We start from the raw sequence: 15,091 nt of genomic DNA on the forward strand, positions 1-15,091 counted from the left end.
TTTATGTTACGTAAGACTGCTTTCAGCCCGGGCTGAACCAGCCGCGCCCCGTGGGGGGGAAAGCCCGCACATCCACGGACGGGGCTTGCCCGCGAACGGGGCGCTGCCGTTTCAGCACAGGATCACAGCAACAGATCCTTGAGCCAGAACGACAGCGTCTTGTCTGACTCATCCGCTTCATCAAGATCGCGCCAGGCATACGACGCACGCATGGACGGCTGATGCAGAAAGCCACGATTACGCCAGAAACCATGTAGCGGCTTATAGTCGTCGGGTCGTCGCGGATGGCCATTGGGCCGTTCGACGGCGCTGAACGCACAGTAATGAAAGCCGCCCAACTTGTGCGCATAGGACTCACGCTCGATGAAAAAACGCACACCTAATCCCCGCCCGCGATAAGCCGGCAGCAACACCGACTTGCCGAAATAATAGACTGTACGCGGATCGCGCCCCTGCTCGAGAAACGGCTGGCGCAACGCCTCGCTCTTGTCACTCAGCGGCAGACCGGTCGAGGCACCGACCACCCGCCCCTCGTCCACCGCCAGGATCGCCAGGCTGCACTCGCAGTCGATGTAGCGGCGAAGCGCATCGGCCTCGCACTCCGGCGTACCCTCGTAGAGGTAGGGAAACTCGCGTAGCAATGTCAGGCGCAGGCGAGCGATGTCATCGATGTAAGGCGCGATGGCAGCGCCGTGGAGCAGGCGGATTTCCATGCGGGGCGATCGCTCTGTCGATGTGGGTGACGCGCCCGGCCAAGCCGGGCCTGAGGGGAAACCCTAACATCGGCTGCGCCATGCGCCCTTTCCCCTGCGCGACGGGTATTTCTCCAGAACCGCTACCCGGCGCTATCGCGAATCAGCCGATACGCGTGCCCAGCACCTTGAGAAAAGCCGCCAGCCACGCCGGATGCGCCGGCCATGCCGGTGCCGTCACCAGATTGCCATCCACATGCGCCTGATCGATGGCGATATCCACGAACCGTCCCCCGGCCAACCGCACCTCCGGCGCGCACGCAGGATAGGCGCTGCATTCACGCCCTTCGAGCACCCCGGCCGCCGCCAGCAACTGTGCGCCATGGCACACCGCCGCGATCGGCTTGCCCGCCTGGTCGAATTCCTTGACCAGTTTCAGCACCCGTTCGTCCAGGCGCAGGTACTCCGGCGCCCGCCCACCGGGGATCAGCAGCGCGTCATACCCTTCGGCACGCACCTGGACGAAATCGAAGTTGAGGGCGAAGTTGTGCCCAGGTTTCTCGCTGTAGGTCTGGTCGCCCTCGAAGTCGTGGATGGCCGTGCGCACGGTCTGCCCGGCGATCTTCTCGGGGCATACCGCGTGCACTGTGTGGCCGACCATCTGCAAAGCCTGGAACGGCACCATCACCTCGTAGTCCTCGACGTAATCGCCCACCAGCATGAGAATCTTCTTCGCCGTCATCGCATTCACTCCTTCGTTTGCAGGGAACAATCACTGCACGATAGTCCGCTTTGTCCATGACCGATATACGGCGCAGGTCTCAGTTGCGGCGATCCAGCAGATTGACTACCAGACGATCCAGCCAGCCCCAGATCCGCTGCTGCACCCGCCGCCACAGCGGTCGGGCCTTCCAGTGATCCAGATCGACCTCCTCACTCACGGCGAAATCCCGCGTGAAGCTGGCCAGCACCGCTGCGGTCAGCGGCGGGTCGAGGGCCTCGACGTTGGCTTCGAGGTTGAAGCGCAGGTTCCAGTGGTCGAAGTTGCACGAGCCGATGCTGACCCAGTCGTCGACCACGGCCATCTTCAGGTGCAGGAAGCATGGCTGGTATTCGAAGATCCTCACCCCGGCGCGCAGCAAGCGAGGGTAGTAACGATGGCCGGCGTAGCGCACCGAAGGGTGGTCGGTACGTGGCCCCGTGAGCAGCAAGCGTACGTCGATGCCCTTTTGCGCCGCCCGGCGCAGCGAGCGGCGCACGCTCCAGGTCGGCAGAAAATACGGCGTCGCCAGCCAGATGCGACGCTGTCCACTGTTCAGCGCACGGACCAGCGAGTGCAGGATGTCGCGGTGCTGGCGCGCGTCGGCATAGGCCACGCGGCCCAGGCCCTGCCCCTGCGCCGGCATCTTCGGCAGGCGCGACAGGCCGAAGTTCTCGGGCGGGCGCCAGGCGGTACGACGGTGGTTGGCGTGCCACTGGCGGTCGAACAGCACCTGCCAGTCACTCACCACCGGCCCCTCCATGCGCACCATCACTTCATGCCACTCGCTCGCCTCCTGACCCGGTGTCCAGAATTCGTCGGTCACCCCGGTACCACCCACCACCGCCCAGTGCTCATCCACCAGCAGTAGCTTGCGGTGATCGCGGTACAGGTTGCGCAGGCCCCGGCGCCAGCGCAGGCGGTTGTACAGCCGCAGCTCGACACCGGCGGCCTGCAAGCGTTGGCGCAGTGCCGAAGGGAAAGCCAGGGCGCCGTAGTCGTCGAACAGGCAACGCACCCGCACACCACGCAAGGCGGCCGACTCCAGGGCCTCGACCACCGCATCGGCACAGGCCCCCGCCTCCACCAGGTACAGTTCCAGATCGACCTGGCGCTCGGCGCGCACGATCGCCGTGAGCATGCGCGGAAAGAATTCCGGGCCGTCGATCAGCAGTTCGAACTGGTTGCCATCCCGCCAGGGGAAGACTGGCCCTGGCATGTCAACGTGCGGTGAAGATCAGCACCGCATTCACCGGCACCGACGGGTTGATGGACTTGAGCTTGGCGAACTTGCGCAGGCTTTCCAGCCCTGGCAGCAAGCCGTAATCCTCGGCCCGCAACAGTAGCGGCTCGAGGGTCACCACCTGGAAGCGCCGCTCATCGAGGCGGGTGGCCAGCAGCAGCGCGTTGTAGTTGTGAGACTGGCCGTGCAGGGTCACGGTCAGTGGCAGGCGCAACTCCAGCTGGGCACCGTTGGCCAGGTCGTTGATCGGCCGCAGGTCGAGCTGGGCCTTGACCGTCGCTTCGGGGAAGCGCTCGACTTCGAACAGGCCGTCACGCATGCGCTCGTCACGCAGCGGAATACCGCTACTCACCGAATCCATCTCGATGCTCAAGCCAGCCACACCCTTGCGGTCGATGGTGCCGTGCAACACCAGGAAGCGGTGCACCTCGGCAGTATCGCCGTTCTTGCCAGTGATGAACGACAGGCGCGAGGACTCGCCGTCCAGGTGCCAGTTGGCATGGGCGGGCAGACACAGGGCCAGTAACAGGGCGGGTAGCAGGCGGAGCAAAGTGGACATGTGAAACCTCGTGAAGCAAGGCCAGCCACCTTACCCTGCGGGCCTTCACGGCAGCAAGCGACAACCCTCGCGAGGCCCCTGCCAGCTAGCCTGGCTACGCCGTCCCAGGCCTTCGGCGAGCACGCTGCGTGCGCGGCTGTCCTCTTCCAGGCGCCCCAGCGGCAGGTACTGCTTCACATAAGCCCGGCAATAGGCCTCGTCAAACCCCATGACGAAGCGGCACGAGCAGTACTCCTTTGCCGAATACGCCGGGAGAATGCTCGGGAAATCCGACAGGGCCTGACGTTCGCTCCATCCCCAGGCCAGCAGGACCAGCAGCACCACCAACAAGACCCGCTTCATGCGCCCTCCTTCGCCAGCACGGCCAGCACGCGCTTGAGCAGTTCGTTGTGGCTGTAGCTGCCGTCGCGGTCGTCGCCGTAGCGTACGATCACCAGCTTCTGCGTGGGCAGCACGTACAGCGCCTGGCCCCAGTGACCGAGGGCGGCGAAGGTGTCGGTAGGTGCGTCCGGCCAGGGCGTCGGGTTGCCCGGCAGTGGCTGGTTCAGCCACCAGTGCCCACCGGGGTTGGCATCGCTCGGCACCGGCTCGGCATGGGTGAACAGGGTGCGGTTGAAGGCCACCCAGTCGGCAGGGAGCAGTTGCCGCTCACGCCAACGCCCGTCGCGCTGCATCAGCAGGCCGATGCGCGCAAGATCGCGAGCACTGAGGTAGAGGTAGGAGGAGCCGACATAGGTACCCGCAGCGTCGCGCTCCCACACCGCATGCGTGATGCCAAGCGGGGTGAACAGCGCCTGCCAGGGATAGTCGGCGTATTGATCCGGCGCGAGCATGCCGCGCAAGGCCGCCGCCAGCAGGTTGCTGTCGCCGCTGGAATAGGCGAAATGCTCACCCGGTTTCTCGGCCTGCGCCATACCTGCGGTGTAGGCCGCCATGTCGTTGCGTCCGCGGGTATAGAGCATCGCCACTACCGAGGATTTCAGCGGCGCATATTCATAATCTTCCTGCCAGGCCAGGCCGCTGGCCCAGTGCAGCAGGTCGACCAGGCGCAGTTGCGGATGCTCACGCAGGGCGGGGTAATAGCGGGCGGCCGGGTCATCGAGCTGAAAACGCCCTTCGCCGCGGGCAACACCCAACAGCGTGGCCAGCACGCTCTTGCTGATCGACCAGGTCAGGTGCGGGGTATCGGCACTTGTGGGGGCGGCGTAGCGCTCGTACAGGATGCGACCGTCACGAATGATCAACAGTGCATCGCTGCGCACACCGCTGCGAACAGCATCGTCGCGCAGCGGGAAGGCATAGGCGTCGACAGCCTGCCAGTCGTACTGCGTCGGATCCTGCTGCCAGTGGCTGCCCGGCCACTGCTCGGCGAACACCGGCAGGGCGATCAGCCCGACAATACCCAGCACCACCTTCAGTCTGCCCATCGATACCTCACGCGCGGTCAATCGGCGGAGCATGCCTGGGCTTCATGACAATCCTGCAGCCGCCCAGGCCTTGGCCAGGCGCCTTTCCCGGGTCGCAGACGCCAGCGCCAGCAGCCCCTGGTCGCGTTGCCAGAGCTGCATCCAGTGTTCAGGTCCTTCGACCAGGGCCTTGTCGATATCGGTACGCAGTGCCTGGAACTGGGCGAACAGACCGGCCAGCAACAGATGACAGCCCACGCTGTCGGCGCACTGCCGACTGGCCTCGGCACAGGCAGCGAGCAATCCGATCAGGCGCAGGCGCAACGCCTGCGGCCAGGCGCATTCCTGGGCAACGCCATGCAGCCATCCGAGCAGTGCAGTGAGTACGTAGAGATCTTCCAGAGAGCGGAACGGTTTGACATAGGCATCCCAGCCATCACCGGCCAGCAGTTCGCAGGCCGCGTGCTTCAGTTCGACACGGGCATGGCCGACCTCAGGCATCAACGGCAGGGTCGGCAACGCTTCGAGGGTCACGCCGGGCTCACCAGGGTAGACCACCGCCAGGCTCAGCCGCGCGCTCTCGCCCTGCGCTTCGCTGCGGGCCGCCACCAGCAGCCATTCGGCGTCGAGGCCGGCGGTGACGAAATCCTTGCGACCACTCAGCCGCAAGCCGTCGAGGCGGGTGTGCATGTCGGCCGGACGCACACTGCGCCGCTCGGTAGCGCACAAGGCCCCCAATCCAGCAGGCGCGCTGGGCCAGAGCACACGCAAGGCTGCCTGGTAACCGATCAGAAAGGCCAATCCCGGCGTGTCCATTGCGCGCCCACCCAGCGCCGCCAGCTCGAACGGCGTGACAGCGCCCAGGCGCTCCAGCGTGGCCGCGTAGGTCTCGCCCAAGGTGGCCGCCAGCGCCTGGCGCAGCGGGTCGTTGAGTCGTTGCAACCAGGTCATCGAATGCTCCTCGTGAGGCGTGTCACGCAAGCATCACCAAAGATTCATGGAGGTGACACCGCGCCTACCTAGGCTGACTTTGCACAACAAAGCCGACCGGCCGCAACCCTATTTGGCTGGCTTATGGAGACTCGCAATGACTCGGATCGCTCGCTCTGGCGACAACAGCACTGAACGCCGTCTGCAAGCCGAACGCCTGGTCGGCGCTGCGGCCCTGCAGGAAGCACAGGCCCTGCGCTTCAAGGTGTTCAGCGCCGAATTCAAGGCCAAGCTCAAGGGCGCCGAACGGGGCCTGGACATGGATGACTACGATATCCACTGCCGCCACATCGGTGTGCGCGACCTGGCCACCGGCCAGTTGGTCGCCACCACCCGCCTGCTCGACCACCAGGCCGCCAGCAGCCTGGGCCGCTTCTACAGTGAAGAAGAATTCAGCCTGCACGGCCTGCTGCAACTGCAAGGTCCGATCCTGGAGCTGGGCCGCACCTGCGTCGACCCCGACTACCGCAACGGCGGCACCATCGCCGTGCTCTGGGGGGAGCTTGCCGAAGTGCTCAACGAAGGTCGCTACAGCTACCTGATGGGCTGCGCCAGCATCCCCATGCAGGACGGCGGCATCCAGGCCCACGCAATCATGCAGCGCCTGCGCGAACGCTACCTGTGCACCGAGCACCTGCGCGCCGAGCCGAAAAAGCCGCTCCCCAGCCTGGCCCTGCCGAACAACGTGATCACCGAGATGCCACCGCTGCTCAAGGCGTACATGCGCCTGGGAGCGAAGATCTGTGGCGAGCCTTGCTGGGACGAAGACTTCCAGGTCGCCGACGTGTTCATCCTGCTCAAGCGCGATGACCTCTGCCCGCGCTACGCCCGCCACTTCAAGGCGGCAGTCTGATGCCGGGCCTGCGGGCCTGTGCCCGCCTCCTGCGTCTGGTGCTGGTGCTGTTGCTGGGAATGGCCATGGCCAGCGTCATCGCCCTGGGCGAACGCCTGGGCGTGCACGCCTCCCTTGAGCGACGGCAACGTTGGACCTGCCTGTTCATGAAACGCCTGATCGGCGCCCTGCCCTTCGAGGTGCGGGTCGTCGGTGAACTGCCGCAGCGCTCGATGCTGTGGGTCAGCAACCACGTGTCTTGGACCGACATTCCCCTGCTGGGCATGCTCAGACCCCTGTCGTTCCTGTCCAAGGCCGAGGTACGCCAATGGCCGCTGGCCGGCTGGCTGGCGGAGAAGGCCGGCACCTTGTTCATTCGCCGTGGCGGCGGTGATGCCCAGCGTCTGCGCGAACAGATCAGCGAGCAACTGGGCCAGGCCCGACCGCTGCTGATCTTCCCTGAAGGCACCACCACTGATGGCCGCGCCCTGCGCACCTTCCACGGACGCCTGCTGGCCGGCGCCATCGACCAAGGCACACCCGTGCAGCCAGTGGCGATCCAATACCTGCGCAACGGTGAACCGGACCCAATCGCGCCGTTCATTGGCGATGATGACCTGGTTTCGCACTTGATGCGCCTGTTTGGCCGGGAGCGGGGGGAGGTGGTGATTCACCTGCTGGCGCCGGTGGAGAGTCAGGGCAAGGAACGTGCGGCGCTGGCGTTCATGGCGCAGCAGGCGATTCAGGTGGCGTTGTTCGGGGTCAAGGACGTCGAGGTGGCGGTGCCGCGTCGGCAGGCCAGGGCGGCCTGATTGCTGGGGTGGGTCGACCGGCCCTATCGCGGGGCAAGCCCGCTCCCACAGGTACCCCATTGTCTCCAAAAACAATGGGCTACCTGTGAGAGCGGGCTTGCCCCGCGATACGGCCCTGACAGCCCTCAAACCCTCAACGCCCCGTAGCCGCAAACACCTGCAACTGAGGATAAAATTCACGAAAATCCGCCAGCAACGGCTCATACAGCCGCTCCAGCTCATCCATCACCCCAGCCATACCTTCCGGCCGCGACAAGCGCCGGGCAATGCCATTGAACACCTGCTCCAGCGTGGCGAAATCACCATAGGCTCCCAGCCAGTCATCCGCTGCCATGAACGGCGCAATGCGTGCCAAGCGCCCCGGCAACTGCGGCTCGGCCAACAGTACCCGGTAAAAGCTGTCGGTAAACTGCGCCAGCGGCTGATCGGCGTAATCCGCCCAGTGCCGTGCCAGGCAGTGATCGAAGAACACGTCGAGCACAATCCCGGCAAACCGCCGACGCTCCCGCGGGAAACGCGCCAGCGCCGCCAGCACCAGCGGGTGGCTGTCGGTGTAGCGATCGATCTGTCGATGCAACCGGATTGCCGCCTCCAGCTCAGGCGCAAAGCGCCCTTCGAGCGGGCCTTTGACGAAATCGCCGTACAGGCTGCCGAGCAGTTGCTGCGGCGCGGAGCCGCCAAGGTGCAGGTGTGCGAGGTAGTTCATGGCGGCATTCTATCACCGTGGACATTTATATCGTTATAACGCGATATAGCGATTTCAGCTGAGCTCAGAACCTCTTCATATTTGTATATCGCGAAATACCGATTTATATTTCGCCCTATCGCGATATACCGCTACACACCACGAGCCCAACCATGCCTCTCGACCTCGACGAAATAATAAAAGCCCTGGCCCATCCGGTCCGCCGAGACATCCTCAACTGGCTGAAGAACCCAGCGGCGCAATTCCCCGACCAGCACCACAGCACCGAATTCGGCGTCTGTGCCGGGCAGATCGATCAACGCTGCGGCCTGTCGCAGTCGACCGTCTCCGCCCACCTGGCCACCTTGCAGCGCGCAGGTCTGATCAGCAGCCAGAAGGTCGGGCAGTGGCATTTCTTCAAGCGCAACGAGGAAACCATCCAGGCCTTCCTCGAGCAGATGAGCCAAGAGCTCTGACAAGGACCTTGCAATGCCCCTTTCACTGTTGATCCTGGCGCTGAGCGCCTTTGCCATCGGCACCACCGAGTTCGTCATCATGGGCCTGCTGCCCGATGTGGCGCGCGACCTGGGGGTGAGCATTCCCGGCGCCGGCTGGCTGGTGACCGGCTACGCCCTGGGCGTGGCGATCGGAGCGCCGTTCATGGCCCTGGCCACGGCCCGTCTGCCACGCAAGGCGGCATTGGTGGTGCTGATGGGCGTGTTCATCGTCGGCAATCTGCTGTGTGCAGTGGCCAGCGACTACAACCTGCTGATGTTCGCCCGCGTGGTCACCGCCCTGTGCCACGGTGCCTTCTTCGGTATCGGCTCGGTGGTCGCGGCCAGCCTGGTGCCGGCCAACCGCCGCGCCTCGGCCGTGGCCCTGATGTTCACCGGCCTGACCCTGGCCAACGTGCTCGGCGTGCCACTGGGCACCGCCCTGGGCCAGGTCGCCGGCTGGCGCTCGACCTTCTGGGCCGTGACCGGCATCGGCGTGATCGCATTGATCGGCCTGATCCGCTTCCTGCCCCTGCAACAGGATGCCGAAAAGGTCGACATGCGTGCTGAACTCGCCTCCCTCAAGGGTGCCCGGATCTGGTTGTCGCTGAGCATGACCGTACTGTTCTCGGCCTCGGTGTTCGCCCTGTTCACCTACGTCGCGCCACTGCTCGGTGATGTTACCGGCGTATCGCCACGCGGCGTGACCTGGACCCTGGTGCTGATCGGCCTGGGCCTGACGCTGGGTAACATCCTCGGAGGCAAGCTTGCCGATCGCCGCCTCGCCGCCACGCTGGTGGGCGTGTTCGCCACCATGGCGGTGGTCTCCACCCTGTTCAGCTGGACCAGCAACGCGCTGGTGCCCGCCGAAATCACCCTGTTCCTCTGGGCCACCGCTGCCTTCGCCGCCGTTCCGGCGCTGCAGGTCAACGTGGTCACCTACGGCAAGGATGCGCCGAACCTGGTCTCGACCCTGAATATTGGCGCTTTCAACCTGGGCAACGCCCTGGGCGCCTGGGTCGGCGGCAGCGTCATCGCCCATGGCCTGGGCCTGACCAGCGTACCGCTGGCTGCAGGTGCCCTGGCTGTCCTGGCGCTGATCGTCACCCTGATCACTTTCAACCAGCGCGGCGACAACGACGCCGAACTGGCCGCTGCATCCAACTGACCTACGCGAGGCTTGCGATATGACCACGCTTTTCGATCCGATCACCCTGGGCGACCTCGAGCTGCCCAACCGCATCATCATGGCCCCGCTGACCCGCTGCCGCGCCGACGAGGGCCGCGTGCCCAACGCACTGATGGCCGAGTACTACGTGCAGCGCGCCAGCGCCGGCCTGATCCTCAGCGAAGCCACTTCGGTCACGCCGATGGGCGTCGGCTATCCCGACACCCCCGGCATCTGGTCCAACGACCAGGTCCGTGGCTGGCTCAACGTGACCCAGGCCGTGCATGGCGCCGGCGGGCGCATCTTCCTGCAACTGTGGCACGTCGGGCGCATCTCCCACCCGTCGTACCTGAACGGTGAGCTACCGGTGGCGCCAAGCGCGATCCAGCCCAAAGGCCACGTCAGCCTGGTGCGTCCGCTGAGCGACTACCCGACTCCACGTGCGCTGGAAACCGAAGAAATCGCTGACATCGTCGAGGCTTACCGGACCGGTGCCGAGAACGCCAAGGCTGCTGGTTTCGACGGCGTGGAAATCCATGGCGCCAATGGTTACCTGCTCGATCAGTTCCTGCAGAGCAGCACCAACCAGCGCACCGACCAATACGGCGGCTCGCTGGAAAACCGTGCCCGCCTGCTGCTGGAAGTGACCGACGCGGTGGTCGGTGTGTGGGGCGCCAAGCGCGTTGGCGTGCATCTCGCACCACGGGCCGATGCCCATGACATGGGCGACGTCGACCGCGCCGAGACCTTCACCTACGTTGCCCGTGAACTGGGCAAACGCGGCATCGCCTTCATCTGCTCGCGGGAAAAAGAAGCCGACGACAGCATCGGCCCGCTGATCAAAGAGGCGTTCGGCGGCCCCTACATCGTCAACGAACGCTTCACCAAGGCCACCGCCAACGCAGCACTGGCCAGCGGCAAGGCCGATGCCGTCGCCTTCGGCATCCCGTTCATCGCCAACCCAGACCTGCCAGCACGCCTGGCAGCCGATGCGCCGCTGAACGAGCCGCACCCCGAGACGTTCTACGGCAAAGGGCCAGTGGGCTACATCGATTATCCGCGTTTGTAATGCGCGCCGCAGAGAATGAGCCTTGCCGGCTCGTTCTCTGCCGCCAGTCGACCTGACGCATTTGGCAGGCCCCAGATAAGGATCCGGTCGGATCACGACCATTGACATTGACTGTCGCGGCGCAAGCCCGGCACGTACTACCTAATATTTTTGCCAGTTTCCAATCAGCCGTTCACACCGTTGAATAGGACGTCACGCAAACCCGCGCCCGCACCGGGAGTAGATGATGTCGACAACGCCGCACCTTCATGCACAAAACGCGCTACTGCCCCGCCCCACAGTGGACTATTCCGTAAGGGGGGAACTGGACCCTGAAAAAGTCCCCGCCGGTGGCACCTCGCTCCGGGTACCGGCAACGGCAGACACCCAGGTCGGGGACACGCTCCATGCGTTCTGGACTGGGCCGGAAAACGACGAGAACGACTCCCTCACCGACTACATTCCGATCAACCAGGCAAATGCGGGGCGCGAGATACCTTTTCCCGTCCCGAAAAGATTCGTCACTGCCAGCGAGGGAAAACAGGTCGGGGTGAAATACGAAATCGAACGAGAACGACAGCGCCTTCCCTCGGAAGAACTGGTCCTGAGGATCGGCAGTACACAGGTCCACTACCCCCGACCTAGCGTGGTACAGGCGCCTGGGGACAGGCTCGACCCCATGGTGGCACAGGACGGAGTCGAAGTATTGGTCACTTATCCCGACATGCGGACAGACCAGACCATCACGATGTACTGGCAAGGCACACCTGGCGCAGGGACCCCCGATCCACAGTCCAAACCAGGCAGTGGATCGGGAAGCCAGTCCTTCGATACTCTCGCCTCGGTGGTGGGCGCAAATGTCGGTAAAAGCGTGACGCTGTACTACAGCGTTGTCTCACCAGGCGCAGACCGAATCGAGTCAGCCCGGACGACACTGACGGTATCACCCTTCGCCGATACCGACCTCCCCTCCCCGGACGCGGACGAAAGTCGCAACGGAATACTCGACCTCAGTACCTTCGCCTCGGATGCCAACCTCATAGCCTCACCCTGGCCACTGATTGCCGTCGGACAACGCTGCTGGATGGAAGCAAAGGGCGAGAACAGCGATGGCTCAGAGTACGCCAAACCTGTTGCTATCGGCCTGTCCATCACACCATCACACCTCTCCGATGGACTGCGCTTGCCACTGGCGCGCAGGGACCTGGAGGGCTTGCGTGATAACAGCACCTTGACACTCTCGTTACGGGTCACCTTCGACGGAGCCAATGATCCCGCTTCGTCCCAGGCATTTCCCATCATGAATCTGCGGGTGGTGATCAAACCGGCAACGGCCCTGCCTGCCCTGGCCATCGTCCAGGCAGTCGGAGGCAAGCTCGCCCCCCTGCATGCTCTAGGCTCGGCAATCGCGAAGATCCGTTACCCCGGCATGCTCCCGAGCGACACACTGGTGCTCTATTACCAGGAGAGTCCAGGAACATACGTCCCCGTGGAAGGCTACGCATCAGGCAGCGCCACCCAGACTCAGTACATGACCGTTCCACACGCAGTGCTAGCATCGCATTTGGGGCGCTCACTGGTATTGAACTACCGGCTGATTCGCGCCGACCCCACTATTCCCGAGGCCAGCAGCCAGGATTTAACGCTGGAGGTACTGCCCTTTTCGCCAGAAATATTACGCGCTCCAATGCCAGAGCAGGCCACGGATGGGGTACTGGACCTCAAACGCTTCACAGCAGATGCGGCATTGGTGCTGGAGGATTGGTTCTTCATGGCTGCAGGGCAACGACTATGGCTTACTGTCAGCGGCACGCTGGCGACGGGAGGCCCTTTCAGTCGACAACTTGCCGAGGCGCACGTCATAACGGCCGAACAGGCGGGGCTGGCATTGGTCTACAAACTCGAGAGACGTGATCTGGCCTCACTCGAATCGGGCAGTGAACTGCGCTTCGAAACCTGGGTGAACTTCGAAGGCAACGATCGGAAGACACGCGCATTGGCCTTTCCGGTGTCGACAGTCACGGTCCGTCAGTAGTCCCTGAGGCAAGAACTCGAGCCCGCGCACCCAAGTCAGTGCGCGGACTCGGGCGTTTTCAGAAGTTGTAACGCAGGCCAAGATTCACACCGTAGGGCTGCTCGATGTTTTCGCCGTTGCTGTACTGGAACTCGCCGTGCAATTGCAATACCTCGGACACCTGAGCCGCCAGGCCTACGGCAAACTCCCCACGGGTGCCGGAAAGATCGTTGCTGAAGCGGTTGTCATTGACCCTGACCTTGTTGCCCTTGATGAACTCATGAGCAGAAGCTGCTTTCACATAGGGCTGCAGGGTTGCGCCACCCTCAAGCTGAATGTTGCGCCCGAGTTGGGCACCCAACTTGCCCAGTACCGAATCGGCACCCTCACTGCGCGCTCGCAAACCGTTGTCCAGTGAGTAACTGTCAGAGCCAACCCACAGGGTCGACAATTGGGTGAAGGGTTCCACGTACCAGCCGTCGTCGAGCTTGATGTGCTTGCCGACTTCGATCGAGGCGCCCAGGCCACTGTTGTCGTAGCTGCCTTTGGCTCGCACGCCATCACTCATGGTTACGTCGCCGCGATTGTCGAAACGGTTGTACTTGATTACGCCATCGACGTAATAGCCGGCGTCGGATATCCAAGTGGTATAGGCACCCACATAGTAGCTCTTGACCTTGCCGGACGATCCCAGGCTGAAGTTGAGATCGGACTCGCTGTAACCACCCATGACCCCGACCAGCCAGCGTCCATCGTGGCCTGGCACTGCTCCGTCGGCACCGATGCTCAGGCCGCTCTGGTTCTGCTGATAGGCGACACCACTGCCCGCGGATGTATTGAAGCGATTACCATAGCTGCGCATCCAGACACCCTGACCCTGCCCCAGGCGCAACTCGCCCATGCGGGTACGCAGCGATGACAGCTCGCCATACCAGACGGTCGGTGCCGCGCTGAACAATCCGAGTACTACGCGAGTGCTTGGGGTGACGATCGGGCCGCCATCGTCGGCAAGCTTCTGCACCAAGTACCAATTGTCATCGGTTTCACCTTTTTCCAGGGTGTAGACGAACGCGCCGCGGTCGACCTCATGTTCCAGGCCAAACTGTGCACTACCGCCCCCGGTCTGGACCAACAGCTGCGGCTGGGCACCCGCCTGGGGTTCGTTGCCGGTGCTGCTGACGCTCAACTGGTGATTGCCATTCGCTTCATTCCTCACCACCAGTTTGTCGCCTTCGGACTCGGCCAGATCGACCTTCATCACGAACACGCCATTGCCCGACAAGCTATCGACCGTCAGTGTCTTGAAACCCTCGGATACCGTGCCATCGGTATTGAGCACTACCCTGCCGCCATTGAGCGAAAGGTCCTTCACACCGTCCGTCTGCAGTTGACTCAGGACCCAGGTGGCATTGTCGATTCCCAGGCTTCGCACGTTGGTCATGTTGCCGGTCAACATCGCCTGGTTGCGCAGGGTGATGTCTGCATTACTGGTGGAATCGACCACGATATCACCTTGAAGAGTGCTGTCGTCGACCACGAAGTCTGCCGTCATGCCACGATTGACTTCGAGAATGTTGCCGTTGCTGCCCGAGAGCTGACTCTTGTTGCCAACCAGGATGTGCGCTGTGCCCTTGTTGCCGTTGCCACTGTCCCTGACAACGATGGCGGCACCGTTCTGGCCGACCACGGTGGAACTGTCGAGGTTGACCCGCGCCTCGGGCGCGGCAGTGTTTCGGTCCTGGCGTATTTCGATACCCGAAGTTGCGCCGGTGATAGCCGTACCTTGGGAAGCGTTGAGTGTCGAACCCAGTACGAATGCTCCGACGCCGCCGGTCCCGGTGACGGAGGTTCCAGCCAGGTCCAACGTACTCCCACCTGAAAAACTCAAGCCGTTCTGACCAGTGATGCTGCCGCCGGTGGCACTCATCGTTGCGGCTGAAGATCCGCTCGCACCATAGGTACCACCAGTGACCGTCGCATTGTTCAGACGCGCCGAGCTGCCATCGTTCAAAGCAAGGCCGGTGGCTGGACCTCGCCCTTGTATCACGCCTCCATCGACGACCACCTGGGAACCATTACGCGCCTCTACATCAAGAATGCTGCCGCTCGAGCTCACCTCAAGGCGAGAGCCGTTGAGCAACAAATAGAACTCGGATTCCGGAACGTCCACCCGGGCACTTTCCCCGTCGAGGGTCTTTGCATGGGCGATGCCGTTAACAGTCATCGCAACCAGGGTAGCGACGAAGGACAAGTGTGATTTGTGCGAGTTGAGTGTCATGCTTGGCTTCCTGTGTTGAGTCGCCGTCCTGATTACGCTGAGCGCAATTGAGGGCTGCGGATCGCCTCCCCACCCTCAGGCCCAGGTGCAGTCGAGCCTGAGCAGATCAT

At 63.4% G+C, this 15,091-nt stretch carries 15 protein-coding genes; 6 read left to right on the top strand and 9 right to left on the bottom strand.

What is annotated here, in order from left to right:
* Window positions 1-122: 122 nt before the first annotated feature.
* The 7 genes from ACNFHO_RS24505 to ACNFHO_RS24535 all read right to left on the bottom strand — a co-directional run bounded on the left by ACNFHO_RS24505 (window position 123) and on the right by ACNFHO_RS24535 (window position 5,611).
* On the bottom strand, window positions 123-713 hold the full coding sequence (locus ACNFHO_RS24505; RefSeq protein WP_054893802.1) for a GNAT family N-acetyltransferase: 591 nt from the start codon (window positions 711-713) through the stop codon (window positions 123-125).
* Window positions 714-855: 142 nt separating this feature from the next.
* Window positions 856-1,434, bottom strand: coding sequence for a DJ-1/PfpI family protein (locus ACNFHO_RS24510; protein ID WP_054893803.1), 579 nt, complete (start codon window positions 1,432-1,434; stop codon window positions 856-858).
* Between the two features lie 79 nt (window positions 1,435-1,513).
* On the bottom strand, window positions 1,514-2,671 hold the full coding sequence (locus ACNFHO_RS24515; protein WP_054893804.1) for a phospholipase D-like domain-containing protein: 1,158 nt from the start codon (window positions 2,669-2,671) through the stop codon (window positions 1,514-1,516).
* Between the two features lies 1 nt (window position 2,672).
* Window positions 2,673-3,254 carry a YceI family protein gene (locus ACNFHO_RS24520; protein ID WP_054893805.1) on the bottom strand — a complete coding sequence of 194 codons (582 nt, stop codon included), beginning with the start codon at window positions 3,252-3,254 and terminating at the stop codon, window positions 2,673-2,675.
* 45 nt (window positions 3,255-3,299) lie between these two features.
* Entirely contained in the window at window positions 3,300-3,596 is a 297-nt protein-coding gene (locus ACNFHO_RS24525; RefSeq protein WP_416767664.1) for an amidase, read from the bottom strand.
* Window positions 3,593-4,681, bottom strand: a complete 1,089-nt coding sequence (locus ACNFHO_RS24530) for a serine hydrolase domain-containing protein (protein WP_416767665.1) — start codon at window positions 4,679-4,681, stop codon at window positions 3,593-3,595. Before ACNFHO_RS24530 ends, ACNFHO_RS24525 begins: the two co-directional genes overlap by 4 nt.
* Before the next feature lie 42 nt (window positions 4,682-4,723).
* A complete protein-coding gene (locus ACNFHO_RS24535; protein WP_416767666.1) occupies window positions 4,724-5,611 on the bottom strand; it encodes an acyl-CoA dehydrogenase in 888 nt (295 codons plus the stop codon).
* 136 nt (window positions 5,612-5,747) lie between these two features.
* Here ACNFHO_RS24535 and olsB point away from each other — a divergent pair, with 136 nt between their 5' ends.
* Both olsB and ACNFHO_RS24545 read left to right on the top strand, forming a co-directional pair.
* Window positions 5,748-6,503: an L-ornithine N(alpha)-acyltransferase gene (gene olsB, locus ACNFHO_RS24540; protein ID WP_416767667.1), complete on the top strand. Its 756-nt coding sequence runs from the start codon at window positions 5,748-5,750 to the stop codon at window positions 6,501-6,503.
* Window positions 6,503-7,294, top strand: coding sequence for a lysophospholipid acyltransferase family protein (locus ACNFHO_RS24545; RefSeq protein ID WP_416767668.1), 792 nt, complete (start codon window positions 6,503-6,505; stop codon window positions 7,292-7,294). The genes olsB and ACNFHO_RS24545 overlap by 1 nt, the downstream gene beginning before the upstream one ends.
* Before the next feature lie 133 nt (window positions 7,295-7,427).
* Here ACNFHO_RS24545 and ACNFHO_RS24550 read toward each other — a convergent pair whose 3' ends face one another.
* Window positions 7,428-8,000 carry an ACP phosphodiesterase gene (locus ACNFHO_RS24550; protein ID WP_112899062.1) on the bottom strand — a complete coding sequence of 191 codons (573 nt, stop codon included), beginning with the start codon at window positions 7,998-8,000 and terminating at the stop codon, window positions 7,428-7,430.
* A 152-nt stretch (window positions 8,001-8,152) separates the two neighbouring features.
* Between ACNFHO_RS24550 and ACNFHO_RS24555 the strand changes: the two genes are divergently transcribed.
* The 4 genes from ACNFHO_RS24555 (at window position 8,153) to ACNFHO_RS24570 (ending at window position 12,724) form a co-directional block, all read left to right on the top strand.
* Window positions 8,153-8,455 carry an ArsR/SmtB family transcription factor gene (locus ACNFHO_RS24555; RefSeq protein WP_054893811.1) on the top strand — a complete coding sequence of 101 codons (303 nt, stop codon included), beginning with the start codon at window positions 8,153-8,155 and terminating at the stop codon, window positions 8,453-8,455.
* 13 nt (window positions 8,456-8,468) lie between these two features.
* On the top strand, window positions 8,469-9,641 hold the full coding sequence (locus ACNFHO_RS24560; protein ID WP_054893812.1) for an MFS transporter: 1,173 nt from the start codon (window positions 8,469-8,471) through the stop codon (window positions 9,639-9,641).
* Between the two features lie 19 nt (window positions 9,642-9,660).
* Complete coding sequence (locus ACNFHO_RS24565) at window positions 9,661-10,710, top strand: alkene reductase (protein WP_414154191.1); 1,050 nt, start codon at window positions 9,661-9,663, stop codon at window positions 10,708-10,710.
* A gap of 226 nt (window positions 10,711-10,936) precedes the next feature.
* Window positions 10,937-12,724: a hypothetical protein gene (locus tag ACNFHO_RS24570; RefSeq protein ID WP_063545980.1), complete on the top strand. Its 1,788-nt coding sequence runs from the start codon at window positions 10,937-10,939 to the stop codon at window positions 12,722-12,724.
* Between the two features lie 58 nt (window positions 12,725-12,782).
* Here ACNFHO_RS24570 and ACNFHO_RS24575 read toward each other — a convergent pair whose 3' ends face one another.
* Entirely contained in the window at window positions 12,783-14,981 is a 2,199-nt protein-coding gene (locus ACNFHO_RS24575; RefSeq protein WP_416767669.1) for an autotransporter outer membrane beta-barrel domain-containing protein, read from the bottom strand.
* Between the last annotated feature and the right edge of the window lie 110 nt (window positions 14,982-15,091).

The sequence above is a fragment of the Pseudomonas sp. NY15374 genome (assembly GCF_048068255.1).
Lineage (GTDB): Bacteria > Pseudomonadota > Gammaproteobacteria > Pseudomonadales > Pseudomonadaceae > Aquipseudomonas > Aquipseudomonas machongensis.